Annotated in this window: 31 protein-coding genes and 1 tRNA gene; 8 read left to right on the top strand and 24 right to left on the bottom strand. The window is 54.9% G+C overall.

What is annotated here, in order from left to right:
* The 9 genes from WDO70_05070 to WDO70_05030 form a co-directional block, all read right to left on the bottom strand.
* Positions 1 to 1404 (bottom strand): CpaF family protein, encoded by a 1404-nt coding sequence (locus WDO70_05070; GenBank protein ID MEJ0062571.1) that lies wholly within the window; start codon positions 1402 to 1404, stop codon positions 1 to 3.
* Positions 1401 to 2585: a response regulator receiver protein gene (locus WDO70_05065; GenBank protein MEJ0062570.1), complete on the bottom strand. Its 1185-nt coding sequence runs from the start codon at positions 2583 to 2585 to the stop codon at positions 1401 to 1403. The genes WDO70_05070 and WDO70_05065 overlap by 4 nt, the downstream gene beginning before the upstream one ends.
* Positions 2582 to 3004 (bottom strand): CpaD family pilus assembly lipoprotein, encoded by a 423-nt coding sequence (locus tag WDO70_05060; GenBank protein MEJ0062569.1) that lies wholly within the window; start codon positions 3002 to 3004, stop codon positions 2582 to 2584. The genes WDO70_05065 and WDO70_05060 overlap by 4 nt, the downstream gene beginning before the upstream one ends.
* A gap of 8 nt (positions 3005 to 3012) precedes the next feature.
* Entirely contained in the window at positions 3013 to 4437 is a 1425-nt protein-coding gene (locus tag WDO70_05055; protein ID MEJ0062568.1) for a type II and III secretion system protein family protein, read from the bottom strand.
* Complete coding sequence (gene cpaB / locus WDO70_05050) at positions 4437 to 5357, bottom strand: Flp pilus assembly protein CpaB (GenBank protein MEJ0062567.1); 921 nt, start codon at positions 5355 to 5357, stop codon at positions 4437 to 4439. Before cpaB ends, WDO70_05055 begins: the two co-directional genes overlap by 1 nt.
* Positions 5327 to 5881, bottom strand: a complete 555-nt coding sequence (locus WDO70_05045; protein ID MEJ0062566.1) for a prepilin peptidase — start codon at positions 5879 to 5881, stop codon at positions 5327 to 5329. The genes cpaB and WDO70_05045 overlap by 31 nt, the downstream gene beginning before the upstream one ends.
* 138 nt (positions 5882 to 6019) lie before the next feature.
* On the bottom strand, positions 6020 to 6700 hold the full coding sequence (locus WDO70_05040) for an isoprenylcysteine carboxylmethyltransferase family protein (GenBank protein ID MEJ0062565.1): 681 nt from the start codon (positions 6698 to 6700) through the stop codon (positions 6020 to 6022).
* Positions 6701 to 6729: 29 nt separating this feature from the next.
* Positions 6730 to 6906 (bottom strand): Flp family type IVb pilin, encoded by a 177-nt coding sequence (locus WDO70_05035; protein ID MEJ0062564.1) that lies wholly within the window; start codon positions 6904 to 6906, stop codon positions 6730 to 6732.
* Between the two features lie 94 nt (positions 6907 to 7000).
* A complete protein-coding gene (locus WDO70_05030) occupies positions 7001 to 8785 on the bottom strand; it encodes a TonB-dependent receptor (GenBank protein ID MEJ0062563.1) in 1785 nt (594 codons plus the stop codon).
* 32 nt (positions 8786 to 8817) lie between these two features.
* Here WDO70_05030 and WDO70_05025 point away from each other — a divergent pair, with 32 nt between their 5' ends.
* Positions 8818 to 8946, top strand: coding sequence for a hypothetical protein (locus tag WDO70_05025; protein MEJ0062562.1), 129 nt, complete (start codon positions 8818 to 8820; stop codon positions 8944 to 8946).
* A gap of 100 nt (positions 8947 to 9046) precedes the next feature.
* Here the strand turns inward: WDO70_05025 and WDO70_05020 are convergent, their stop codons facing one another.
* Positions 9047 to 9586 carry a hypothetical protein gene (locus WDO70_05020; protein ID MEJ0062561.1) on the bottom strand — a complete coding sequence of 180 codons (540 nt, stop codon included), beginning with the start codon at positions 9584 to 9586 and terminating at the stop codon, positions 9047 to 9049.
* 186 nt (positions 9587 to 9772) lie between these two features.
* On the opposite strand from WDO70_05020, the gene WDO70_05015 reads away from it, so the two are divergent.
* A complete protein-coding gene (locus tag WDO70_05015; GenBank protein ID MEJ0062560.1) occupies positions 9773 to 12115 on the top strand; it encodes an ATP-binding protein in 2343 nt (780 codons plus the stop codon).
* Between the two features lies 1 nt (position 12116).
* On the opposite strand, the gene WDO70_05010 is transcribed toward WDO70_05015, so the two are convergent.
* Positions 12117 to 12878 carry a response regulator gene (locus tag WDO70_05010; GenBank protein MEJ0062559.1) on the bottom strand — a complete coding sequence of 254 codons (762 nt, stop codon included), beginning with the start codon at positions 12876 to 12878 and terminating at the stop codon, positions 12117 to 12119.
* Between the two features lie 28 nt (positions 12879 to 12906).
* Positions 12907 to 13083 (bottom strand): Flp family type IVb pilin, encoded by a 177-nt coding sequence (locus WDO70_05005; protein MEJ0062558.1) that lies wholly within the window; start codon positions 13081 to 13083, stop codon positions 12907 to 12909.
* Between the two features lie 160 nt (positions 13084 to 13243).
* Here WDO70_05005 and WDO70_05000 point away from each other — a divergent pair, with 160 nt between their 5' ends.
* Positions 13244 to 14014 carry a tetratricopeptide repeat protein gene (locus WDO70_05000; protein MEJ0062557.1) on the top strand — a complete coding sequence of 257 codons (771 nt, stop codon included), beginning with the start codon at positions 13244 to 13246 and terminating at the stop codon, positions 14012 to 14014.
* Here the strand turns inward: WDO70_05000 and WDO70_04995 are convergent.
* The 9 genes from WDO70_04995 to WDO70_04955 all read right to left on the bottom strand — a co-directional run bounded on the left by WDO70_04995 (position 14011) and on the right by WDO70_04955 (position 20775).
* Complete coding sequence (locus tag WDO70_04995) at positions 14011 to 14397, bottom strand: TadE family protein (protein ID MEJ0062556.1); 387 nt, start codon at positions 14395 to 14397, stop codon at positions 14011 to 14013. The two genes, WDO70_05000 and WDO70_04995, sit on opposite strands and share 4 nt — an antisense overlap.
* A gap of 3 nt (positions 14398 to 14400) precedes the next feature.
* Complete coding sequence (locus WDO70_04990; protein ID MEJ0062555.1) at positions 14401 to 14847, bottom strand: TadE/TadG family type IV pilus assembly protein; 447 nt, start codon at positions 14845 to 14847, stop codon at positions 14401 to 14403.
* 20 nt (positions 14848 to 14867) lie between these two features.
* Entirely contained in the window at positions 14868 to 16109 is a 1242-nt protein-coding gene (locus WDO70_04985; GenBank protein MEJ0062554.1) for a pilus assembly protein TadG-related protein, read from the bottom strand.
* Entirely contained in the window at positions 16106 to 16837 is a 732-nt protein-coding gene (locus WDO70_04980; GenBank protein MEJ0062553.1) for a helix-turn-helix domain-containing protein, read from the bottom strand. Before WDO70_04980 ends, WDO70_04985 begins: the two co-directional genes overlap by 4 nt.
* 462 nt (positions 16838 to 17299) lie before the next feature.
* Positions 17300 to 17821: a hypothetical protein gene (locus tag WDO70_04975; GenBank protein MEJ0062552.1), complete on the bottom strand. Its 522-nt coding sequence runs from the start codon at positions 17819 to 17821 to the stop codon at positions 17300 to 17302.
* A 131-nt stretch (positions 17822 to 17952) separates the two neighbouring features.
* Entirely contained in the window at positions 17953 to 18498 is a 546-nt protein-coding gene (locus WDO70_04970; GenBank protein MEJ0062551.1) for an HNH endonuclease signature motif containing protein, read from the bottom strand.
* A 9-nt stretch (positions 18499 to 18507) separates the two neighbouring features.
* Positions 18508 to 18930, bottom strand: coding sequence for a helix-turn-helix transcriptional regulator (locus WDO70_04965; protein MEJ0062550.1), 423 nt, complete (start codon positions 18928 to 18930; stop codon positions 18508 to 18510).
* A 209-nt stretch (positions 18931 to 19139) separates the two neighbouring features.
* Positions 19140 to 20090 (bottom strand): hypothetical protein, encoded by a 951-nt coding sequence (locus WDO70_04960; GenBank protein MEJ0062549.1) that lies wholly within the window; start codon positions 20088 to 20090, stop codon positions 19140 to 19142.
* A 13-nt stretch (positions 20091 to 20103) separates the two neighbouring features.
* Entirely contained in the window at positions 20104 to 20775 is a 672-nt protein-coding gene (locus WDO70_04955; GenBank protein ID MEJ0062548.1) for a helix-turn-helix transcriptional regulator, read from the bottom strand.
* 179 nt (positions 20776 to 20954) lie between these two features.
* Between WDO70_04955 and WDO70_04950 the strand changes: the two genes are divergently transcribed.
* Positions 20955 to 21443, top strand: a complete 489-nt coding sequence (locus tag WDO70_04950) for a hypothetical protein (GenBank protein MEJ0062547.1) — start codon at positions 20955 to 20957, stop codon at positions 21441 to 21443.
* Positions 21444 to 21480: 37 nt separating this feature from the next.
* Here WDO70_04950 and WDO70_04945 read toward each other — a convergent pair whose 3' ends face one another.
* Together WDO70_04945 and WDO70_04940 are read right to left on the bottom strand one after the other, a co-directional pair.
* Complete coding sequence (locus tag WDO70_04945; GenBank protein ID MEJ0062546.1) at positions 21481 to 21693, bottom strand: hypothetical protein; 213 nt, start codon at positions 21691 to 21693, stop codon at positions 21481 to 21483.
* A gap of 415 nt (positions 21694 to 22108) precedes the next feature.
* The gene (locus WDO70_04940) at positions 22109 to 22759 is read right to left on the bottom strand and encodes a hypothetical protein (GenBank protein MEJ0062545.1); all 651 of its coding nucleotides are present in this window, start codon (positions 22757 to 22759) and stop codon (positions 22109 to 22111) included.
* A 205-nt stretch (positions 22760 to 22964) separates the two neighbouring features.
* On the opposite strand from WDO70_04940, the gene WDO70_04935 reads away from it, so the two are divergent.
* The 4 genes from WDO70_04935 to WDO70_04920 all read left to right on the top strand — a co-directional run bounded on the left by WDO70_04935 (position 22965) and on the right by WDO70_04920 (position 24861).
* Positions 22965 to 23054 (top strand) — tRNA-Ser (locus tag WDO70_04935).
* A 55-nt stretch (positions 23055 to 23109) separates the two neighbouring features.
* Positions 23110 to 23547: a DUF2000 domain-containing protein gene (locus tag WDO70_04930; GenBank protein ID MEJ0062544.1), complete on the top strand. Its 438-nt coding sequence runs from the start codon at positions 23110 to 23112 to the stop codon at positions 23545 to 23547.
* A gap of 76 nt (positions 23548 to 23623) precedes the next feature.
* Complete coding sequence (locus tag WDO70_04925; protein MEJ0062543.1) at positions 23624 to 24214, top strand: TMEM175 family protein; 591 nt, start codon at positions 23624 to 23626, stop codon at positions 24212 to 24214.
* A 32-nt stretch (positions 24215 to 24246) separates the two neighbouring features.
* Positions 24247 to 24861 carry an I78 family peptidase inhibitor gene (locus WDO70_04920; protein ID MEJ0062542.1) on the top strand — a complete coding sequence of 205 codons (615 nt, stop codon included), beginning with the start codon at positions 24247 to 24249 and terminating at the stop codon, positions 24859 to 24861.
* Between the two features lie 9 nt (positions 24862 to 24870).
* Here WDO70_04920 and msrB read toward each other — a convergent pair whose 3' ends face one another.
* The gene (gene msrB / locus WDO70_04915) at positions 24871 to 25290 is read right to left on the bottom strand and encodes a peptide-methionine (R)-S-oxide reductase MsrB (GenBank protein MEJ0062541.1); all 420 of its coding nucleotides are present in this window, start codon (positions 25288 to 25290) and stop codon (positions 24871 to 24873) included.
* Positions 25291 to 25325: the final 35 nt, after the last annotated feature.

Here is a 25325-nt window from a genome sequence, read left to right as displayed (position 1 = left end):
TCACGCCGCCGTCGTTTTGACGAGCGAGCCGGTAGCCTCGAGAAAGGCGTTACCGAGTCCGAAATATTCCAGCCGCTGGAGGAATCGCGGGCGGCCGTGCGTCGATTCGAATACGCCGTCGAGGGTGCCGTCCGGATTATTGCCGATATAGCGGTAAGAGAACAAAGACCCGAGCGATATGATATCACCCTCGAGTCCGGTGACTTCGACGACTTCGGTGACCCGCCGGACGCCGTCGCGCATGCGCTCGGTATGCACGATCAGGTCGATCGCGCTGGTTATCTGGCCGCGGATCGCGCGAACCGGCAGATTCACGTTCGCCATCAGGATCATGTTTTCGATGCGCGCCAGCGCGTCGCGCGCGGAATTGGCGTGAATCGTCGACATCGAGCCGTTATGACCCGTATTCATCGCCTGCATCATATCGAACGCTTCCGGGCCGCGCACCTCGCCGATGATAATGCGGTCGGGCCGCATGCGCAGCGCGTTGGTGACGAGATCGCGCTGCGTGACCTGGCCGTAGCCTTCGAGGTTAGACGCGCGCGTTTCCAGCTGGATGACGTGCAATTGCTGAAGCTGCAATTCGGCGGCGTCCTCGATGGTTACGATGCGCTCCCCCTTATCGATGAAATGCGACATGGCATTGAGCAGCGTCGTCTTGCCCGATCCCGTGCCGCCGGAAATGATGACATTGATCCGGCAGCGGGCGGCGATCTCGAGGGCGCGGGCCAATTCGGGAGAAACCGTCCCGAGATGAACGAATTTAGACAGCTCCACGGCAATGCGCGAAAATTTCCGGATGGATATGCATGGCCCTTTGAGGCTGAGCGGCGGGATGATGACGTTGACCCGGCTGCCGTCGGCAAGCCGCGCATCGAGCATCGGGCTCGACTCGTCCACCCGGCGTCCGATGGATGAAGCTATGCGTTGCGCCACATGCAGCACATGGGCGTTGCTGCGGAAACGAAGCTTGGTAAGCTCGAGCTTGCCGCGGCGTTCGATGTAAATCACGGACGGGCCGTTGATGAGGATGTCGGACACCGTATCGTCGCGAAGCAAGGGCTCTATAGGCCCAAGCCCGAGCATATCGTCGACGATATTGGCGGTCAGGGAGCGCTGTTCGTTCTGATTGAAGATTAATTTTCGCTCCGTCGCGATTTCCGCGATCAATTGCTCGACGCGCGCCATCAGCTTGTCTCGCGGCGTCCGCACCGCGACGGCGGGATCGATCCGCAACAGCACTTCGTCGCGGAGAAAATCCAGTGGTGAGATCAATGGGTCTCGGGAAGGCGAAGAGGCCGCCGCGTCCGCCGCAGCCAGAAGGGAGGGAAGCGCCGATCCGGCCTTGGACGCTTGCGAAGGCTGGCCGTCGTTTCCGCCTTTTTTCCCGAAAGTGACCGTCATCCGAAGATGCGCCCCAGAAACGAGGAATGGGATTTGGCGCTGTTCGTGCCCGCCAGCAGGCGAAGAACGGGCGCCAGACCGCGCTGAAGCGTCGCCACTTTCGTGACTTCCGCTATTCCCAGCTTGGACGCCGTGCCGATCGCGCTGTCGTGATGGATGACGACATCCGGCGGTTGCCCGATGGCGCGTATGAACTCGCTTTCCGACAGGCCGTTGGCGGCGCCGCTGTTGTTGAGGATGTGCAGGGTGGAGCGTTCCGGCGTATTCGGCCCGATCTTCTCGCGCCAGCGCATGACGTCGCGCACCGCCGTCAGGCTGGCATCGCTGACCAGCAGGCATATGCTCGGCAGGTAAAGCGCTTTCATAAGCTGCGGCGCGAGGAACATGGGCATGTCCACGAACACATAGCGATAGCGGCGAAGCAGCGTTTCGAGCAGCGAGAGAACGGCTTTTTCTTCTGGGACGATCGCCCCGTCGAAAGGTTCGAGAGAGGCAAGAAGGTTCAATCTCTTGCTGGCATGGATAACGCCGCGTTCGATAAAAAGATTATCCACCCGCTCCGGATGCTCCAACGCTTCGTGCAGCGCTTTGTTCGGCGTCATGTTAAGCTGAAGCGCGGCATCGCCGGTGTGAACGGCGAGGTCGACGAAAATGACCAGGCGCTGGTACGTTTCCGCCAGATTCCATGCGGTATTGACGGCGATCGTCGTCGCCCCCGCGCCCCCGTTTATGCCCAGCACGAAGATGAGCTTGCCTATGCGCGATCCGCGCTGTTCGACATTGCCGGTCAGGATTTCCTGGCAGGCGCGCACGAAAGGGTCTCGCACCAGAGGCTTGAAAAAATATTCGACGATCCCGAAATCCTTGAATTCGCGGTAAAGGGCGATATCGTTGCTGGAGCCGATGACGATAACGCCCGTCCCGGGCTCGCACACCTCGGCAAGATGCAGGATATGCGTCATCGGATCGTCGACGCCGCTGATGTCGACGACCAGCAATCGCGGAGAGGTTCGTTTCGCGAGTTCCGCAATCGCGGTTTTAATGGTTCCGCGGTTGAATTCGACGCTCAGGACGCCCGTATCGCCGAGACATTGGCGAATAATTCCTTCGGATTCACCATCTCCCGCGAAGACCATCGCGACGGGGGCAGGGGCTAAAGAGGCTCGAGGAGAGTCGATCACGGGCTCCCTCCCGTCGTGGATGCCGGCGCGCCCAGTGCTGATTTTGGCGCATTCGTCTCTTTGAAGCCGGTGCTCTTGTTCTGATCGTAGTCCTTCAGAACGACCGTCTCTCGTTCGCCATCCGCGAAACCGAGAGGGCGTCCTTGATCCAGATCGGAAGGGGATTCAAGCATGTTCGCAAGGTTGACGTGGTTTGCGCAGCCGAGATAAGGCGCGTCGGCATTGCCGTGACGGAATGCCGGAACTGCCGCCCAAGGCGGACAAGGCCGCGCTTCTGTCAGGTTAGGGAGTTTGGCGTCGTTCGCCGCCGCGCCATGGGGCTTGGCGTCATCCGCGGCACAACTCGCCAAGGTCAGGGCCATGCCGAACCCAAGAGCGAACGCAAGCCAGGGCGATTTTATTTTTTTTGCGTCAGCCATGTTATCCATTACTCCAGCATGAATCCTGCCGCGCTGTTCAGGCGAGGCATGTTTTGCGGCGGCGCGGCGCCCTTGGACGATGTCAGCCGGCCCAGCAGCGCCTGTTCGATGTCGCTGGCGAAGACGACGCCTTGTATTGGAAGATGAAGGTCGGCTGTTCGCGCGGCCGGCTGCACGATATAAGGCGTCACGATGATCACCAGCTCGCTTTCATTGCGCTGGAATCTGCTGGCGCGAAAAAGCGCGCCCAAAATCGGCACGTCGCCCAGCCAGGGATACTGCTCTATCCGATTGCTTCCGTTGTTCTGGAAGAGCCCGGCGATAGCGAAACTTTGCCCGCTTGCAAGCTCTACCGTCGTTTCCGCCCGCCTTATCGCCAGAGCCGGAATCTTGATGCTGTCGATGACGACGGACCCGATGTCGGTCAGTTCGCTTACCTCCGGCCTGACCTCGATGCTCAGCCGGTTCGAGTCGAGGACGATAGGCGTAAAATCGACGCTGACCCCGAAGCGCTTGAACTCGACGGATATCTGCTGGTTGCCCTGCGAGATAGGGATGGGGAATTCGCCGCCCGCGAGAAAATTCGCCGTTCTGCCCGAGCTTGCAGTGAGATTGGGTTCCGCCAGAATCGTTACGAGACCTTCCTGTTCCAGCGCATCGACGAGGCCGGAGATATTGACGGACCCGCTATTGTTCTTATAGCCGATGCCGATCGAACTAAGAGTGTCCGTCGATACATTGCGAACAAAATTGCCGAAAGCCGTGACAGGCGGCCGCCCTGTAAGCAGGCCGACGGCGATCGTGCCGTTATTGAATATAGACCCCCAGTTAAAGCCGAAATTTTTGTTGGTCTGGCGCGAAACCTCGGCGACTTGCACGCGCAGATTGACCTGCGTCGAGGCGGCAACCGAGACGTTGAAATTCAAATTATCTTTTTCGCCCATGTATTGCCGCGCCGTTTCTTTCGCCCGCTGGGCGGCGCGCGGCGACGCGACCGAGCCTGAAAGGGTAATTCCGCTGGGCGCGCTCGATACATCGACATGCGCATTCGGAACTTCCTTATTAATCGCCGCGCCGATTTCCTTGTTGGGATGCGTAACGATAACGGCGTAGCTGGTGCCCGTGCCGTTGCCCATGAGCGCATAGACGGTCGTCGTTCCAGATTTTTTTCCAAGAACGAGAAATTGCGTCGCGCTCGTTCCGGAAGCGCCCGGCGTCGGAATCTGAATATCGGCGACGTCGGGATTCGCCACAAATATCGTGGCGGCAGGCTCGGTCAATTGAACGAGAGTCGCCTGACCGGTCTCGACCGTCAGCGCCGCGTGCTGACGGATTTCACCCGCCGACGCTTGTGATGTCAGTCCTGCCTGCGCGAGCAGCGCCATGGCCAGCATGAGCATCTGTCCGGGCTTGTATGAGAGTTGGATGGTCATCAACGTAATTCCACTTTGTCGCCATGAATGATCTCGGTTAAGGAGCGCGGCTTTTGAATGGGGCCGGCAGGAGCCGCCGTTCTTTCCGGTGAGGTTCGTTCCGCCGATTTCAGCGCTGGCGAGACATCCGAGGCCCAGACCGGCATGGCCTCCATTCCGGGGTCGGCGCTATCCATTCCCGATCCTTCCAGCGCGCGAAGGGCAAGCGCGACCTTACCGATCTGCGCCGCCACGAGAATTTGTTCGGCCTCGCGCGGCATCAGTTCCAGAGTCACCGTTCTCGGATCCGACGCGTTCTGCGGGGTAAGGGGCTGATCCTGCTTGGGCGGGTCCGGCGATGCCGCTGATTTTGGCAGTGGCGGAAGCATCTTATCGACGGCAATAACGCGCCGGTTGCGCAGCAGGGTTTCGCCGACGGATTTATACGCGGCGTTGCCTTCCGCCGCGGAAAGGTTTTGCGTGAGGACAATATCGACCCAGTCGCCGGGCATGATCAGGCCCGATATGCTTTGCGCCGCGTCCATCGTAAGCGATACGGCGCGATAGCCGGGAGACAGCACGGCGGAAAGAAAATCGCGATCCTTGGCTTTGACGATGGCGTTTGGATTCAACGCTTCCTGAGACCCAAGGTTGCGGCGCGTGACGCCTCCGACGAAATCCGTTTCGGATACCGAGCCGCGCACGAGATTGCCGTCGATTATTTCCGCCGGCGGTAATTCCTTCCATGTCATATCTTCCGGGCGCAACAGCGAACCGGCGATGAGCGGACGCGCGGCGACTAGAATGTATTTTTTCTCCTTCTCGGCCCTGCTGCTCTCAATCTTAGAGGGCGATGATTCGCCGACCCAAAGCATCAAAAACATGACGCCGGAGAAAAGAGCGATGATTCCTATAACGAGCAGGATATTGCGTTGAAGCATCGAAAAACCTCGGGGAGTATGCAGGCGGCAGCGCCGCCGAGAATGGCTAAAGCGTAAGGCATGGACTTATGCGCTTTTATTCTGTCGGCATTCTTGCCGAACAAATGAATCGTGAAATGCCTCGCCACCCGGCGATCGTTTTTCACGATGAGCGACCGGCCTAGGTAAAAACAGCTCAGCAGGCCTCCGGAAAGCGCGATGCTGAGCAAGAGCGGGACGATCCGGTCCGGAGGAACAAGAAGCGTCGCGACGGCGATCATCTTCGCATCGCCGCCGCCGATCATGTTGCGATGCACGAGAAAGACCAGGGCGGAGAAGACGATCGCGGCGGCGAGCAGACTCAAACCAATCGAGAACAAGCTCGAAGGAAGCCGGAGCGCCAGACCGACGCCAGCCACAAAAACGACCATGCCGTTGGGAATGATCCTGCTCTTCGCATCCCTGGCGGCGGCAACGGTCAAGCCAGCCAGGCCCGAGAATAGCAGCGCCATGATCAACGGAGACGGCGAAGGGAACGGGGTCATAGCTTCCCCGCGATTTTACGCATCGCAAACCTCATTGACGCCAGGGACATGAAAGATTATTCAGGGCAATCAAGTATCTCGCGGCGGTTGTGGTTTTTCCATGATTTGCATCACAGTCCCGTCGGATTTCTTCTCGTTTCAATAAACACCAGGAATCAATCGCCGCGTTTTCCTGGCGTAAGCCTCATATTCGGGGAAATGCTTCTTTAATATCTTTTCTTCGTAATGAATGCGGACAATCTGAAACGCGAATTGCGCCGCGACCAGAAACATCGCCCAGGGTGACCAGTAAATGATGGCTATGCCGATGGTCGCCACCGCTTCCGCCAGATATAAGGGATGCCGCACGACGGCATAGGGGCCGTGTGTGACCAGCCGCCTGCTTTCCGGCAAGATCGAGAAAGAACGCCCAAGCCGTAGGAGGATAACGCTTGCGAAAATGTTGCCGGTGACGACCAGCAGGTCGGCAAATACCAGTACCCAAACAGGCAAATCTTCGCGCGGGCTTAGCAGGAGCAACGCCGACAGCAAGAACGCGCCCAGAAGAGCGGCAGCGCTGGGGATATATCCTGCAAAATGACTGATGGGACGCAGGCGCAGAACGTAAAGGCAGGCGATGATCAATGTATATAGCGTGACCGTGAAAATCGAGAGGATTTGGCTGATCTGATATGGCCGAGGATCGTCGAAATCTATTTTTTGCAGTTCGGCGAAGCCGCTTCTAAGGCAAATTCCCGCCATAATGGCGAAAGCCAACCCCAGAGCCAAACGGATGACAAGATCGGGCAAATGGCGGCGAACAAAAAGTTCCGCGCTCATTGTCTGGTCAGGCCCTAAGCATGACGGGATCAGAGTTTCCCGGCGACGGTATTGAAAGTGGCCGTGAGGTTCGTGCCGACCAGCGTGACGGCGACGATGATGGCGACCGCGATCAGCGAGGCAAGCAGCCCATATTCGATGGCGGTAACGCCGCGTTCCGATTTAACCGAAAACCAGCGGATGACGGCATTGGCAAATTGACTCATCGCGGACCTCATGAAGTGACAGGGAATTTCAGATGCACGCAATTATGCCGACAGTGGATTTTCTTTCTATGATCTGCGTCATGGATTCCCGTCATTAAAACTTCCCCGTCAGCGTCAGAAAAACCTGCCGCTCGATGGCGGGGTAGGGGTTCATGTCGAGAACGCGGCGATTGAGATTGGTGCCCGACAAGGAGACGGAAAAATGGTCGTTGACGTTATAGCCGAGGCGCCCTCCCACGATGCCATAGCCGTCGGTATGCATGGGGCCGGTCACGCCGGCGGCGGAAGTTCCCAGCATATTGCTGGATGTCAGCAACTGGGCATTGACGTCGAACTCCCAGGGGCCGGTGGTATAGCCGCCTGTAAGCCTGAAATGACTTCGCGGCGCGGAGCCTGCGTAATTGAGCGTCGCCGCTACCAGCGCCGAGTCATAGACTCGCGAATAACTCCAACTGGCGGCCCAGCGGAATCCCGAAGGATGGCTGCCTTTGAGGGCGATTTCGCCGCCGAATGCCTGGCTGTCGCCGACATTGATATCCTGGATAAGAGAGTATAACAGCCCGTTGACGACGCGCGTGGCGAAAACCGGATTGATCGCCGTCGCGTTCTCGTTCATTTCGTAGAAAACCGAAGCTTTGACGGTCGAGAAAATGTCGGCGAGCTTGCGATCGTAGCCCAGTTGATAGTTGGTGACGACGGTCGGCTGGAGTTTCGGATTGCCTTCGTTGCCGAACACGAGCGGCCCGACGGATGCATTCGTGATATAGCCGACCTGAACCAGACTGGGAATCTGCAAACCGCGGCCATAGCTGAGCCGGAAAGTGTCTATGTGGGTTGCCTCGTAGATCAGCGCGGAATTGGCGCTGAAGGCGTTAAGAGCGTGGCTGTAGTCGGCGGTGGTGACAAAGTCATCGGGCGACAGCTCTCCGGTTTGCGCCTGATCTTGGTGGTCAAAGCGGGCCGCATTCGTCCATGACCATTTGTCGCTGATTTGCCATAGCCATGTTCCGCTGACCGCATAGTCGTCCTGGTCGGTGACGGGCATTTGCGGAATCGGCGTGGAGGGCGTGTCCATTCTGAATGTTCTATGCTGGTATTCGAGCGCGAGACGAACCGTATGATCGTTGCCCAGCTTAAACTGATCCTGCAACTGGCTGATGATCACCTCTGCGGAATGGGCGGGATGCGTCCCGAATCTGCCGAAGTGGAGCTGCAGGCGGGTGTGATTGAGGTAATTGTTGCTGGTGATATAGCCGTAGGGCGTTTGCCAGCCCAAGCCGCCGCGCACGGAGTAGGTCGTGGCCACCTGCGACGCGAGAGAATTCAATAGCTCCGCCCCTATGTCACGGCTTTCGGAATAAGTCAGTTCCGTTTGCGCCTGCAGTTCGGGAGTCAATTGGAATACCGAATTTTCCATCAAATAACGATGAGAAGGGTCCATGGCGAGGGAAGTGTCGGCGGCCGAACGGGGCGTATTGAATTCGTTGGCGTTCATGCCGCCGGCAGTGATTTTTACTCCTCCCCAATTCTTCAGCTTGACGGTGGCCGTCGCGCTGCCCGACAGCGTATTCTGCGTTCCATAGGAAAGACTGGCGACGTTGTCGTTGTCGTAAAGAGGGCTATAGGTAATGATATTGACGACGCCGCCCGCCGCGTTCGAGCCGAACAAAGCTGAACTCGCGCCCTTAACCACTTCGATCTGCCGAATGTCATCGATATTGACGGGAATATTGTCCCATATGGTGCGCGCATAGTCGTCGATAAATGCTTGTCTTCCATCGACCAGCACCAGAAGGCGCGGTTGGTAGGGCTGCTGATAACCGCGCACGCCGACATCGAATGTCGTGCTGCTGCTTTGCAATATGTCGATGCCCGGCACATAGATTTCCGATGATTTGCGGAATATTGCGGGTGCCGGACTGGCGTATCTCATCCGCCGTGATGATCGTCATGTCTCCGGGCACGTCGCTTGCGCGTTGCGGCGTCCCGGTGGCGCCGGTCGTCACCGGTTCGCCGAAAAGCGACGCCAGAGAGTCGTAATCTATCTCTTGCGCATGAACCGGCAAGCTGAACCCAAGACTCCAGACCGCGATGACAGGCACAAGAACCAGGAAGAGGCATTTCTTCATATTTGTCTCCATCACATGGAACCGACTTGCTTCACCAGCATCGTGAAGGCGGCCGCGAAACCGATTTTCGCGGCTTCGGCGGCGACAGGGCTGTAATAGACCACCACCTGCGGCCTGGAGACCACGCCGAGCACGCATTTGTTGGCCTTGACGCAGCCGATATCCGTGCAAATTGTCAGCACGCCCGCCTTGGACGCAGCCTCATTGACACGGCCGTAGTCCGTTTCGGGAAGTTCGTGAGCCATAAAAGCTATCTTGACCGCCGAGAGTCCCGACAATTCTTCCGTGCTTGTCAGCCGCGCCAGGAGTTTGATGCCGCCGGGCGCTTCAAGACCGCCGTCGATGATGGATTTTATCGATTCCGCGTCTTCCCTCGACGCGGCGCTGGCCGGATTGTAGACGATGGCGATGGCCGTGGGACTCGTCATTTTATTCGTCAGCAGCGGAAGCGTTTTAAGCGCCACGGATAAATCCTGCTGGTCGGTCGCCCATACAGGGCGCGCGACAAGCAGGCAGAACATCAGCGAGCAGGCGATGCTCGGGGAGCGCATCCGTTTCATTCCGGGACTCTTCTTGGAAAAGCAGCCCGCTACATTGCATGAATGACAACCGCCTTATATGAGATAGGTCATGGCGCTCGATTAATAATGCGCCATTATATAATCATCGCGAGGTTTGAATGGCGATGGGCCTGGCCATTTCCGTCACGCGCCCCTTCCACTTAGCCATACATGGGCATGCTCGATATTTCCCCTCCCGGCTTCCAGGAAAATCCCGTCTCTCCGGAGAGAGATTATCCTTTTCCCGTCAGGCTTCTTACGACCGCCTTGCTGCTGACGCTGTCGATCGTGCTGTGGGTCAGCGGCTATAGTTTGTACATAAACCAAAGGATGAAGGATGACATCCGCAGGGATCTCGAAATCAGCCATATGGGGAATGGCATCGCTTATCTCGACACGGTTATCTTCCGCGCCTTGAGAATGTTCGCGACGACAGGCGATCCGAAATGGGAGGCCGCATACAAGAATAATACGCAACTCGCGAACGATACGATCAGCAAATTGAAAGTAATGACGTTCGAGCAGGACATACGCGACGCAAGCGAAAACATAAATATATATAATCGGGTGCAGAAGATCGACAAAAGCACGGATTTCTTTCTTGGGGCTTTGGAGATCAAGGCCCTCGACCTGGCGCGCGCCGGCAACCTCAAGGATGCCCGCGCCTTGCTGGACGGCCAGGAATATACGGCGCGCAAGCAGGATTATTCGGACAATGTCCATCAGCTTGCCGAAGACGCGAATGACGTCCTGTCCCATACCCTCCTATCTCTTGCCCGCACGGTATCCTATACGCTGTATCTGGGGTTCATCGTCATTCTTATCCTGCCCGTCGCATGGTATTCTTCGTTCCGCAGCATAGGCAGATGGCGCGAAGAGCTTGAGAATACGCGCAAAAGCCTATTGGCTAATGAAAGGCAGCTGCAGAAATTTATCGAGGAGATCGAAAAATCCCGATCCGACGCCATAACGGCCCGGGAAACGGCGGAAAGAGCCAATGCCGCGAAAAGCGAATTTCTGGCCAATATGTCGCATGAACTGCGCACGCCGCTTAACAGCATTCTGGGCATGCTTCAGCTGCTGAAAGAATCAAGAATCGCGAACGAAGAGCATGGCCTGGTCGATATGGCGTTCCGCTCTTCGACGAATTTGCTGGATATCGTCAACGATATTCTCGATCTGTCCAGAATCGAAGCGGGGGAGATGAAGCTCGAGCTTCTCGGCATGGATCTTGGTTATGTGCTCGACAGCATCGTCGACGCGGTGGATCATCTCGCCAGGGAAAAGCACCTGCCTCTGATCCGGCATCAGGAAGAAGGGAAACTGCCGTATGTGATGGGCGATCCGACCCGCATCGGGCGCGTTTTCAATAATCTCATCGGCAACGCCATAAAATTTACCGACGTGGGTCGCATCGATATCCGCCCTTCTTTCAAAACGGTGGACGACAGGCACATAGAATTTCATTGCGAAATATCGGATACCGGAATCGGCATACCGAAAGAGAAACAGCAAAGAATTTTCGAAAAATTCTCTCAGGCCGACACATCGACGACGCGCAAATATGGTGGCACGGGCCTTGGACTCGCCATCACCAAGCAGTTGCTGGAATTGATGGGGGGCACGATGGGCATGACCAGCGAGGTGGGCGTAGGCTCCACCTTCTGGTTTTCGATTCCTTTCGATGTGGCCGATAAATTGAGCGAAGAGAAACGCATCCGCAAGAAAAAGAGATTTTCCGGCGTTATCCCTCCCGAGAAGTCGCGCATCCTGGTAGCGGAAGATCATCCCCTGAATCAGATGCTCATGACCAAACTGCTCGAACGCTTCGGCATCGGCCGTTTCGAGATCGCGGAAAACGGCGTAGAGGTTCTCAAACGCATCAGCGAAGCGTCGTGGGATGTCATTCTCATGGATTGCCATATGCCAGAAAAGAACGGTTATGATACGACCGAAAGAATACGCTTTCTCGAAAAAGGAACCGGGACGCATATCCCCATCATCGCCATGACCGCCAACGCCATGGCCGGGGATAAGGAGAAATGCCTGCGCTGCGGCATGGACGAATATATCAGCAAGCCGGTCAATATCGAGGAATTGAAGGAAGTCTTGGGGCAGTGGGTCGCGTTCAAGGATACCGTAGAGCATGGCGCGGATGAAGCGCCGCCGCCGCCGGGCGACAGTGATCCGCTGGATTTGTCGGTGCTGAAAACCTTCTCGGACGGGAATGTGGAGGTGGAAAAGAAACTCGTGGGCGCTTATATCGACCAGTCGGATAAGAATCTGAAGGTTCTGGCCGAAAACCGCACGAACACGAGCGCCAGGGCGTGGCATGAGACCGCTCACATGTTCAAGGGCGGCTCTTCAGGCATAGGAGCGAGCCTGCTTGCCGGATTGTGCAGCCAGGCCCAGCATTTCAGCGGTGCGCCGGCAGACCAGGCGGCACTTTTCGAGAAGATCGACGGCGAATATAGCCGCGTGAAAGACTATCTTAAAAAAATAGGGCTGATGGCGGCGTAGCCTAAGAAATCGTCGGGCATTTTTGAATATATTCCATCAATTGATCTTTCGTGAAAGGCTTTGTCAGGAAAGCTTTGGCGCCTTTCCGCATGGCCGTCTCTATATTTTCCTGCGAGCCGTCGGCGCTCAGCATGACGACATACGCGGCCGGATCGGCGGCCAGAATATCTCCCAAAACAACAGTGCCCTCTCTATTCGGCATATGGATGTCCAGGAAGAGAATATCCGGCACATATTGCATGTAGGCCGCCATAATTTCATTTCCATCTTCCACTTCGCGCGTCGCGGCCTGGGAAGAAATGGCATTCTTCACGAGGATGCGCATGAACATATCGTCGTCGGCGAGCAGGATGACGTTCTGCCGCCGCGTGCCGCGTATATCCGCCATGGATGGCGGGCCATTAGGCTCCTTATATTCGGCCAGCGTCTTGAGCTTGATTAATCCTTCCGGCGTCGGCTCGCGCGCGTGAACTTCGCACCTGTCCGCAAGAAGGCAGCGCTGAACGTTTTCGGTAATTTCGGCGAGCGCGCCATTCTCGCCCCAATGCAGCAATGCGAGCGCTTCGTTGTCGTTGCATATATAGATTTTCCCGTCCTTGTCCTTGAATAAGGCGTCGATCGAATTCGCCGCGTCGGCCGGGGTAAAATGCTTGTCGGGACTTAAGAGCCGGACGTCGATGAGGCGCCATTCCCTAAGCGATGACTGAATACGCGGCAGATAATCCAGAAGCTTGCCGCTGTCTTTGCGAAACAAGATTTCCATGAGAGGGCCATCGCTTGTATGGACGGGATCAGAGTTTCCCGGCGACGGTATTGAAGGTGGCCGTGAGGTTCGTGCCGACCAGCGTGACGGCAACGATGATGGCGACCGCGATCAGCGAGGCAAGCAGCCCATATTCGATGGCGGTAACGCCGCGTTCCGATTTAACCGAAAACCAGCGAATGACGGCATTGGCAAATTGACTCATGGCGAACCTCATGAAAGATGGAGAATTTTGAACACTGGGAATTCTGCCGATTTCGCGCTTTTTTCTCTATGACCTAGGTCATTGTTCTTTGCGATATATGCCGGTACAGAACCTTAACTTGGGGACGTATGGCAGTATGCAGACATCTTGCGGGCGCCTTATGCTTGTCATCATTCCCGCGGCGCTGGCGCTGGCGGGATGCGCCGAGTCCTATGCGGAAAACCGCGCGGCGAACGAGCAGAAAACGGAACAGGCTCAATTTGCGCCGGAACAGCGCGAGCCCGCATTGCGCCTCGCGCGCGCGTCGCGCTCCGCGGGCGATTTTGCCTCGTCGATCAACCTTTATCGCGGCGTCACGGCGATGAAGCCGGCCGATCCCGCGCTCATGGTGGAGCTTGGGGACACGATGGTCGACGCGGGCTCGATTGACGACGCCATCGACGTTTATAAGCAAATACCGGAAACATCGAGCGCGAGGCTTGGCGCGCTTCTTGGGCTCGAGCGGGCGTATTTCGCGCTTGCCGAGAACAGCAAGGCGCTCGACTATGCGGGACAGGCGCTGGCTTTGGCGCCGAATGACGCCAGAGCGCTTATCGGACGCGGCGTGGCGTTGGATCGGCTGGGCCTGCATGAGGAAGCTCAGGATTATTATCGCGCCGTGATCGCGTCTGAGCCGCACAGTCTGGCGGCGCGCAATAACTTGGCGCTTTCGCTGGCTTTGAGCGGAAAATTCGAGGAAGCTTCCAGCATCATGACGCCCATCGCGAGATCCACCACGTCGACGCCGCGCACCCGGCAGAATCTCGCGCTGATCTATGGCCTCATGGGAGAAAGAGAGCGCGCCGAAGAGCTGTACCTTGTCGATCTCAGCCCGGCCGAAACCGAAACAAATCTGCGTTTTTTCGATCTCGTCCGAACCAGAAATAATTAGGCCGGATAACAAGCCGTCGCGCTGAGCGTGAGGTTGGTGAGGCCGATAAACGGCGTGATAAAAGTGAACGGAAAACTCGCGACGATTTTCACGCCGCAGCTTGCGGTGGAAGCCGTGAACGCCGTGGAGGCAATGACCAGGCCATAAGCCTGGGCGACGGCGTAATTCTGGAGTTGCGACACGGTTCCGCAATCCGCGCTATTGATAGCTCCGCAGCGGGCGGCCGCGTCGACGGCGCGATCGAGCGTCGCTTGCGTCCATATCAACCGCCCCGTATCCGTAATGCCCAGAACGAACATCAGCAGGACGGGCAGCAAAATCGCATATTCGACGATCACCTCGCCGCTCGAAAAAGAAGGCTGCTTTCCGTTACGGCGCGGCATGATTTATTTCACCCTTACGATCGACTGGCTGGTGAATGTTGCCGGGACGACCAGTCCCGAATAGGAAAAAATCGTTTGGCGGGTCATTGTTGCGCTGATCCGGATATATTGTCCGGGCGAAATTCCGCCCGTGCAGGTGGAAGTGCAGGTGATGGTCGTAATGCCGCCGCTTCCCGGGCATCCGCAGAAAGATGCGGGCGCGGGACTGGCGGAAATGCCGCTGACGCCCGTGGCATTGGCGACGGCGGCGGTAATGCCCGAGGCATTCCAGCCATTTTTGGCGGCGTAAATAGCACCCGCTTCCACCGAATTCGCCACGAGCATCGCATTATAGGCGGAAAAGCCCACCTCGATAATGCCCGACAGCAGCAGAAGAAAAAGCGGTAACACGAAAGCGAACTCGATCGCAGCGGTGCCTTTTCGGCTAAAGACGGGATTCGTCGGTTTCATGATGCCCCGCATAGTTTCCGTCACTCGACCAGACGGCTTGGCGTGCCGCCGATAGGCAATACGCCCGTCCCGGCGCAATTATTGTCCAGTTGCGCATCGTTGTTGAAGTTGATGATGCGGGCGATGACCTGCGTGCAGCCGCTGGGGGTGATCGTCACATCATTGTCGAACGAAACGATCTGGTTCGGGAAGTAGATGGCCCCCAGAATTTTGGCCGTCACGAAATTCGCGAATTCCTGATTCACCGTTGGCGTGCCGGTACGCTTGCCGAATATGGCGATACCGGCATAAGCCCCCGCCGAGGGAGCCGTCAGATTCACTTTCGCGTTATTACTGATGCTGAGCCGGTAATCCCCGTTGACGACCAGCGTGACGCCGCCGGTTCCGTTGATGACGGCGTAGTTGGCGAATACCATGCTCTGATCGACATAATAGGTTCCGGGCGCGAGATTGATCGTCGAATTGCCGCTGAAACTCCATCCGCTGCAAAAATGCCCCGGCGAAAGATTGAGCGTATTCGTGCCGTAGCCGACGCCCGATTGGCTGGTGCAGGCGGGGATGGATTGAAGCTGCACATTGGCATAAGGATCCGGCGTTGCCGCCGCGTGATTTTTGTTCGGGCTGCCGTTAAGCTTAGAGGTATTGTAAAGCACCCAATCGCCTACGGTCGTCACGGGACCGTTAATGGCGCTGTTGTTGGTCAGCACGATTGACGAGCTGCTGCTTGAATTGGACGCGACCCCGCATTTGGAATTGCTCACGATCGCGTCGTTATTAACGTTGATGGCGCCTGAGGCGGATGGATCGGTTGCGAGCGCGCAATAACCGGCCGCGCTGCCATATATGGCGACCGCGCTTGCGGAGACGTCAAAAGTGCCCGACCGGAATAATTTGGCCATGCTCAATGTTTGCGGCTGCGCGATCGTGACGCTTATGGCCGTCGCGTTGCCGGCGTAACGGCCGACGGCAGGCGGCTGATTGATCGTGACGGTGACGCTGTTGACCCCGGACGTGTATCCGGCGGCCGCGGCGATAGCTGTAACTTCGGTGCGGAAATTGGCCGGATACCCCGCCGCTATGGCTACCGCGCCGCCCAGCGCCGCCGCATCCGCTGCCGCCTGCATCCGGCGGTGCGCCGTGAGCAGAAATACGATCTCGGTTCCGAGCGCCGCGGCGCCGATCAAGACGACGATCAGAAAACCGCTCATGATCGCGACGCTTCCGCGTTGCCCTTGGAACCGCCGTATGCAGCCGCGCGTCACGCCGCGGCGGCGTCGCGCGCCTGCCCGCCGCCCGCGCGCATGATTTCCAAAGAGAGGCAATCGACAAGCTCGATCTGATGCGCGTCTTCCAGCACCTTGATCGTGCCCGAGCGTTTCATTTTCGAGATCACGCGGCAGACGGTTTCGTATGTCAGCCCAAGATGGTCCGCGATATCATGCCGCGCCATCGGCAGCGCGACGCGGCGTCCGCTATTGGTCCGGTCCGCCAGATCGAGGAGGAACGAGGCCACGCGCTCGTGCGCCGTCTTGCGCGCGAGAAGAACCATCCGCGAGCTGGTCTCGGCGAGATTCCTCGCGGCCAGTTCATGCAGCCATCGCGCCAGATTGGGATTGGTTTGAGACAGATGTTTAAGCGCTGCGCTGGGATAGCGTGTCAGAATCACTTCATCCACGGCTTCGGCGGAGGTCAGGTATCGCTCCTCCGCCCTGAAACCGAAGAAATCGTTTGGAAAAAAGAATTCGGCGACATGGCGGCGTCCGTCCGCCAGCAGATTGCAGGAGCGCACCGTGCCTGAAACCACCCGGTACCAATAATGCGCGTCCTCGCCCTCGCCGTAAATTTCCTCGTTGCGCGCGAATATATGAAGCGATGTGATGATGCCGCCATGATCGGGCGCATGATGCGGCGAAGCAGGCTGCGGCGCGCCTGATGGGCGTTGTTCGCGGAAGGCATGTGGTTCCAGTTGGTTGGCGCATGCGATGACCATAGGGGTGCCCTCTATGCTGGAACGGAAATCGAAATATAGCCGGATAGTTGCAAGTTTCTTATGTAATTCTACTCGCATAACTGCAAATTTTACAAGTATAAATAATAATAGTAGTGTATACTATTGTAGTATTACTTGCATACAAATGTATTTATTGGTAGTCATAAGCTTATTGTATAGTATAGTCTGTCTTTGACTTGGCGCATGATATCGGCCTGTTTTGACAGAGATTAAGGCTCTTTATCTGTCCCCCGTCCTCTGTTATCTGTTTCCGGCACGGAGAGGTGGCAGAGCGGTTGAATGCGGCGGTCTCGAAATGCGTAATCGCATGTTTGCCGTCATTCTCCATTGTTCGTAATTGATTGATCTAAAAGAGTTTTTCCAAATCATGTTTTTGGCTGTTCGCCTCTGACCCCCAATGTTTTTTAATTTGGGGGTCAATTTGGGGGTCAGAAGACCTAGTTAGAATCTAAAAGTTTGGCGCAATTCCATAGCTGGGCGGCCCGGATTCCCTAGGCTAGAATTTAAAATTCCAGGCATGATAACTTCTCTGTACATTTTGGTAGATTGTTTATTCAGTAGGTTCTTATTTACTTGAAGCCCCAAGCTAATCAAATAAGTCTCAAGGAATGCTATAGATGCGCCACTTTTTCCCTGATAGAATCGATCCTGCATAGTTATTTGTGCAGCTATATATAAATAGGGAACCGCTCTGTCGTAGCGATTAATTGCCTCTAAATAGAGAGATCGCTGGTGTGATCCGAAACATTCTTTTCGGAAGCCTTGAAGGTGGGTTCTTCCTATATACCAAGGAAAGATACTAGGACCTCCGCTGGATTTAATTCCGAATACATAACAACCACGCGCATGACTTAATCCTTCGTCGCCTTTCTCAATATCGTTCCAGAAAGAACGCATTCGGCGAGGAAGGTTGCCGTATTCGTTTAATTCTATTGGAAATGGGCCAAAAGTTTCAAAACGCATATATAACTCTCCGGTTTCCCGATTTCCTGCTAGACACAGTTAGAATTTATCATAAGGCTGAATAATCTTAACCATCTCTATTTCAGCATGGGTGATACCTGCATCGATAGTTTTAGCTTCTCTAAAACCCCCTAGTCCGTCCAATTTAACTCGAGTTTGATTGTATCGGTTCGCAATAGGCCGAAAATCGTGCTCACGTCCCCACCATTCACGCAGCAGGAAGTCCACTCGTTTCTTTCAATTTTCAATAGCAGGTCATCATTTTCACTATATAGCTTGATCGATAACTCTAAGTTTCCATCTTCTCCTAAAGAGAATTCGATTATGTCTTCGTCAGCCATCCGCAAGAAAGGCCCTTCGCCAACAACGGTAACTGATCCGAAGCTTGCGGCACAATAATTCTGCCTAACAGCTAATCGTCCCTTTGCAAGTCCATCTTGAATGTTGCGGGGACTGGCTTTGAACTTCCGCTGCTCGGCTTCGGTCATTGCCCCCTTGGTCGCCTGATCGTGATGATTTGGACATAAGACCATCATGTCTTCTGGCCGATGATGCTGATCATCTTTCCATTCAATGATATGATGATATTGGAAGATGGGGTTACCGCAAATACAACAGCCGAACCCTGCTTCTCGGCGAAGCTGTCTTGCGATATCCGCTGGTGTGCGCCGTGACAAGGAATATCCTTATTTCTTTGAAAGAATTCTTACTACGATAGAAGCCAAATACCGCGTCTCCTTAAAATTCAGCGGCTGATCAACGGCTTCCTTGTAGACATAGCTGGCCCATTTGGAGAGGTCTTTAGGGGACAGCTTGACCTTATGCTTGTCGGCGGCTTCGAGAAGCCAGCCGAGGATCGAGCCAAGGAGGGCATCGTCGCAACTGCCGGTGAATTTCCGATCAAGCGGCAGATCGATGATTTCATGCGTATTGACCTTGAGCGCCTTGGCGGTCTTCAAAATCCAGTCAATCGTCAAGGGGGTTTGGCCTTTTTCAAGGCGGCTCATATGCGGCGCGGAGGTGCCGATCATTTTGGCAAGTTCACGGCCCGATATGCCGCGCTCGTCAGCGAGTTCCCTGATTTTGTTCTTTGGAATCTTGGTTTTCATAATAGTGTTTGATCCTCAAGCGATTTGAAAGAATGAAATGACTGCTGGATATTACCAAAGTTTTCTCATGCGTTCCAAGCAACAAATGCCGCATTTTTATTTTCCAGGTGAATCAGTATGTTAGTGTAACATAACATTACTTTATTTGTAATTAAATGTCCAGATGCAGATTGCCGTCAGGCGGCACATGGGGGAGACATAATCCGGCTTCACCGAAAAACCGTCGCCGATCCCGACAAACAGCCCGCGACATATTTCCACTCGGCGGCGAGCGGCGCTGCATTCTCGAAATGCGCCAGCAAGGGGGATATGGCGGGATAAGACACGCCATCGCGCTGCCATGGAGCGCCGAGGATCATTGTTTCGGATGGCCCGCTGCCGGTATTGGCAAGCAGAAAGCCATTGTCTTGCGATTTCCACTTATTACTAACGACCAAACGCGCATGAGAAACGCGGGAAACATCCAGCACCCAGCCATATGCGCTGCGGCGCTCGCAGCGCGCGCTGATGAAATTGCAATATTGGTCGATTTCCGCGGCATTCCAGCGGTTATAGGCGCGAATGCGGTCTTGGACGATTGAAAGCCTTCCTTTTACATTCGCAAGACCGAGATGCTGCGTTTCGTGGCACTCGTCGCAGAGCGCCATCATGCGCACAAGGCGTTGTAAGCCGCAGGCTCCTTTCGCCACAAAATCAGGCAGCGGCTCGTAATATTCCCAAAGCTCATGACATTCGAGCTTATCCGCCGTCCCGCATATCTCGCAGCGAAAGCCGGTTTTGGAGAAAGTCTGGCGGCGCAAGTCGTTCCAGGTCGTCTTGGTCAGGAGATTGGCAAGGCTCGATCCCCACGACGTGATGGGAATGAGTTCGCCGAGAATCGGCACGATCATCCGGCGGGCGACGAACGGCAGAAAATCGTTTAGAAGCGCAAAATCGATGGCCGCGCCATGGCGGACGAAAGCGCCTTCGCCGTCTTTTTCCACGCCGCCCGAAAAGAGCGGGCGGGGCAGTGCCGCTTTATCGGGCAGCAACAGCGGTATGCGCCCATCGACGAAGAAACGGGGATCGATTTCCGCCGTTCCTTTGATGGAACGTGGCGCGAACAAATCCGCAGGCAATTTGCGGTCGCGCTTAAGGATAAGCTTGTCGCGGAAATTCAATGTGATCGTCCAATCAGAATGAGCCTTTTGTCTTTTTGCTTACAATTTTCTTAGGCGGAATAATCGCCTTATCCCAAATCGGATCGAACTGGGCGCAATAGCGTTCCGCCAGAAGCTTGGAACGGATAACCAGCAATTCCCTCTTGTTGGATTCATACATCGGCAGGGCCACATAATCGTTATAGAGATAAAACGGAGCTAGGGTCTTGGCGTCCTTGTTAAGCCAGCGATATTCGCAGTAGGGGGCCGGGAAGGTCGCATCGCCTTCCGCCGTCAAAACGCGGGCATCCAGGTTATCGACCGTCGCCATGCGGATAAGGTGCGCCTGTCCGTAATCATCGGCGAAAATCAGATTATTGGCATCGCTTAGATTGAACTGGCGAATGCGCCCGCCTGCCTCGCTAAGGGTTTCATAGACGTGATCGAGAAATTGCCGATACCCTAATTTACCGCTGAATACCTTGACCGGATGTTTCCGCAGCTTCACGCCTTCGTCTTCCGTAAATTCGACGCCGTGCTTATCGAAAGCGGCAAGAATGCCGGAGAGAGACTTTTCATGAGGCTGCACCGCACCAGCCTCAATATTGCTTACCGTGGCGCGGGTGAGGCCGGTCTTGGTGGCAAGATCGTCAGCCGTCCATTCCAGCAGGCTGCGCGCGGCGCGTATTTGCCGTCCTGTAATCATTTTCAAACCATGCCTTTCGTCAATTAATATACCCCTTTATACAGCATAATGCCCGAAAGTAAATAATATATTGCTCATAATGTACAATAATGTTTGACATAACTACCACTATTTGGTATTTAGATAAACAATATTTGACATTAAGGCCGTTTTCAAAGGCGATTTTCGGGAGGAATCATATGGCTAAGTATAAGCGCAGAAAGAAGATTCCGGCCATTCTCACCGGAGACGCCTCCACTCCAGAACGCCAGCGCCGGAACGGCGGCATAGCCAGAGAAGTCATCGCCCGTGACAATCACGGCGAAGCCATGATGTTCCGATTCAAGGCCGCTATTGATTGCGCCCTGGACGCCTATTTTCAACGTGGCGTTCTCACCCAGACCGAATATATGGCGGGAATGAAATTTCGCCATGCCTATCTGCGGGCGGTCTTGAAAGTCAGAGTCGAGGATATAGACTCCGGTTCCCACGGCGATCCCGAAATGGCATTCCTGACACCGATCTATAGCGAAAGAATTTTGCGCGAGGCATATAGCGTTCTTTCAGCCTCACAGAAGGCTCTTATCATCGCCGTTTGCGGCCACGATGAATGGGCAGGAGGCTTTTACAAGCTGCAAACCCTGCATCGCGGACTGGAGAAAATGATCGATTTATGGAGGCTGGCGTAAATATGTCAGATATTACATTGAGTTACATTACATGTAATTATTTTGTAGAAAATGCATTTTTCTTGTTGACCGAACCCACGTTTTTTGGTATGAATTCGTTATCGTAGCGATAGGTGTAAGAAAAGCCCATCGACCGGAAATTGCCGTCAGAATTTGAACTAGCCCCTAAAAGTTGGACATCAACTTTGGGGGTTTTCTTTTTCCCGGCATAGCGGCATTGCCCCCGCACCTTAATGCAGCCCAGCGCCATAGGCTGCACCACGCTTTTATTGCCAATGCCCTTACGAACGCTTTGCCGCTGACAACGGCAACGCGGCGCTTAACCATGCGCCGATTCACCAAGCAATTTCTCCCCCACACATAGAAAGGAAAGCATATGAGAACATACGACGCGCGAGAGCTGGTTGCGCTCGGCCACGAATGAGCTGCGGCCCTATTTTAGCAAGCTTGGCTATGAATTGCCGGAGAAGATTCGCTTTGCTATACACCCTAAAATTGCTCAAGAACGCTTAGGGCATAGCACGATCACAACAACTCTTGACCTCTATTCCCATGTGGTCGATACCATGCAGAATGATGCCGTCGCCAAGCTCGACTCTGCTTTTAAGGCCGTTATAAGAAGCCGTCCTAAACTCCAATTAGGCTAGGATTACGGTTGGTTCACTCTATTGGGGAGCAAAACCGATGCTCTGTGCCAATCTTTGTAGTAAGGTGAACTCAAGCGGGGGCTTGCTATAAATAAGTGTCATTTGATGAGAATAAGGAGGATGTTTCCATACTGTAAAAGTAGGGATCAGCTCTCTATCTGTCTTTTTTAGGGTCAAGTTTTGAATAAAATCACCGTTTCTTGCCTTCATGAATATATCGTAGTTTCCTTCATCTAAATCGAGAGTTTTGGAAGGCATATCATCTCTCATAATGAGATAAACATCGGTTGGTCTTAGTATGTCGATCTTGAGTTTTTTTAATGGAGCAGGGCAACATTCATCTTTTTTGAAAACCGCCAAATCAATATCGAATAGCGGTGTATCGCCTGGGTTTATTAGTCTCAACGACTTCGAGGCAAAGGGCAGAATATCTATATTAAGAGGCAACACATAAGGATAATTATCTCCTCCCGCAATGTTAGCAATGATTTCATTTTGTCGCTGTTGAGAATGATAAATCGCTATGCAGGCGGCAACACATGATATGAATCCAAAAGCCCCAAACCCGAGAAACCATCTTCTCCGGTGTTCGTCTTGTGGCGGATATAGCCTTATGTAGACAGTAAGCAATGCGAGCAGGGATGCAAAAACAGCAGCAAGATATGACATATTCGCCCTCGTTGATCACAGCCTCAACTGCACTATTATGCAAAACGAGCCGGTAGCGAACCTCGACTCTACCTTCCGTTCTGTTATAAAGGTCTGCCTTCAACTAGGCTAGGTTCAGAGTCGATAAAGTTTGGGGGTCAATTTGGGGGTCACGAATGGTTTTCTCTTGCCCCAAAGCGGAAAAAACTGTTTATTTCCAAGGCACGGAGAGGTGGCAGAGCGGTTGAATGCGGCGGTCTCGAAAACCGTTATGGATGCAAGTCCATCGAGGGTTCGAATCCCTCCCCCTCCGCCAGCCTTCGCCTCTTCGGGGCTACGGCTCGGCAGGCCAGTTCTTCCAAAGGGCGAAAATGATCGTTGCAGAAGATGCTCCCATAGTACTGGCGAATAAGTTGGTCGCTGTAATCAGTGACAAACTGGAAGCTGGAACGGCGATGAATGCCTTGGCGCATATGTCCTTGGGGCTTGGGACGTTACTCGGCCCTGATGAGGCGCTGATGTGCGATTATAAAGACGGCAGCGGCATAACCCATCCCGCCATCTCCGCCTATCCTTTTATTATCCTTAAGGGCCGCCCGAATAAAATTCGTGAAGCCGTTGATCTGGCAAAAGCAAGAAACATCCGCGCTATCGATTTTATCAACACGATGACGGTCGGTTCCTATACCGAACAGCTTGAGCGCACAAAAGCGACCAATAATCAGGATTTAGAGTTTTATGGCGCCGTATTTTACGGCGAGATTATGTCCGTTAGCGAAATTACCAAGAAGTTCTCTTTGTTCCGATAAAAGCACCCATGTTCCGCATACCAGCAGGCTTTGCTTCAGTGGGCCTATGATCCTTTTATATGACGGGTAAGCCGCGATGAATACCTCCCGCCTAGAAGCCTTCAGCGACGGTGTGATCGCCATCATCATCACCATCATGGTGCTGGAGATGAAGGTGCCGCATGGCGCGGGCGGGAGAGACCTTCTACCGCTGATCCCGGTTTTCCTGTCTTATGTGCTCAGCTTCATCTATCTGGCGATATACTGGAATAATCACCATCACATGTTTCAAGCGGCCCAGCATGTTAACGGCATGGTGCTATGGGCAAACGCCCATTTGCTGTTCTGGCTTTCCCTTATTCCCTTCGTGACCGGCTGGATGGGGGAGAATAACTTCGCGCCGCTGCCGACGGCGTTTTATGGTTTCGTGCTGTTCATGTGCGCCATCGCCTATTTATTGCTGCAGAAAGCCATTTTGCGCGGGGATGGGTCCGGATCGCTGTTGGCCAAGGCGGTCGGCAAAAAAGATATTAAAGGAATGATTTCTCCGTTGATATATCTTATCGCGATGCTGGCAGCGTTCTATGACGAATGGATTTCCCAGATATTATATGTTTTAGTCGCGCTTATGTGGCTTTTGCCGGATCGGCGCATCGAAAAAATACTCATAGAGATAGAGAACGACTAAGGCCGAACCGTGGATCGTGTTGGGAGATCGCAATGAGCATGCCTGTCTTGAAAATTCTGGCCGCGGCCGTTTTTTCGCTCGTACTGCTGGCCGCGCCGGGCGGTTCAGCCTTGGCGCAAGACAATTCGGAAGTCTTGGCGCCGCCGCAGCCTCTCCCGGTGCAGGACTATCCGGATGCCTCAGCTTTGGAGCCGCCGATGGGGAATAGCGCTTCAGGCTATCCCGATGTGCCGCCGCAGCCCTATCCGCCATCGCAGCAGCCATATCCCACCGAGCTACAGCCGGTGCCGCCCCAGCCTTATCCGGCGCAGCAACCGTCCTATCCCGCGGCATCACGGCAGCCGCCTGCGCCGCCTTATCCCACCGCGCCGCCATCGAATATGGCCGCGCAGCAGCCGTATCCGCCTCCGCAACAGCAGCAGCCTTACTATCCGGATCAGCAGCCCTACGCGGGAGACCTTCCGCCATGCGATTTCAGCCAATGGGTAGGCGCAAGCGCGGGTTTTGCGGAAAGAGAAGCGCATGCAACGGGACGGCCCTATCGCATCATCGGGCCTGGCGTGCCGGTCACGCAGGATTATTCTCCGGCGCGGATCAATATCGAGCTTGACGACAGGGGCGTTGTCGTAAGGATTTCCTGCGGCTGACGCGGAGAGTTATTTTTTCTCGAACAGCGTCAGATATTTTCCATATCCTTCCGCTTCCAGCCGGTTTTTCGGGACAAAGCGCAGCGCCGCGGAATTGATGCAAAAGCGTTTGCCGCCTTTGTCGGCCGGGCCGTCGTCGAAGACATGACCCAGATGCGAATCGGCGGATGAGCGCACCTCCATGCGGCTGTCCGCAGGCGTGCTTTGCTGCAGCACCTTGGATTGATCGATGGGCTTGGTGAAACTCGGCCAGCCGGTGCCGGAATCATATTTGTCGGTGGACGAGAACAGTGGCTCTCCCGACACGACATCGACATAAATGCCGTCCTCGTGGTTGTTCCAATAGGCGTTGTTAAAGGGCGGTTCGGTGCCGTTTTGCTGCGTCACATAGCTTTGCATCGGCGTAAGGTTTTTGGTCGGGTCGGACATGGTTTGACTATTAACCTCCGGTGAAGATTGGGCGA

It is taken from the genome of Alphaproteobacteria bacterium, assembly GCA_037200005.1.
In the GTDB taxonomy this organism is placed as follows: Bacteria; Pseudomonadota; Alphaproteobacteria; order UBA9219; family RFNS01; genus JBBCGY01.
Note: the sequence above shows the minus strand (reverse complement) of the source record. Positions and strands in the feature narration are given on the sequence as shown.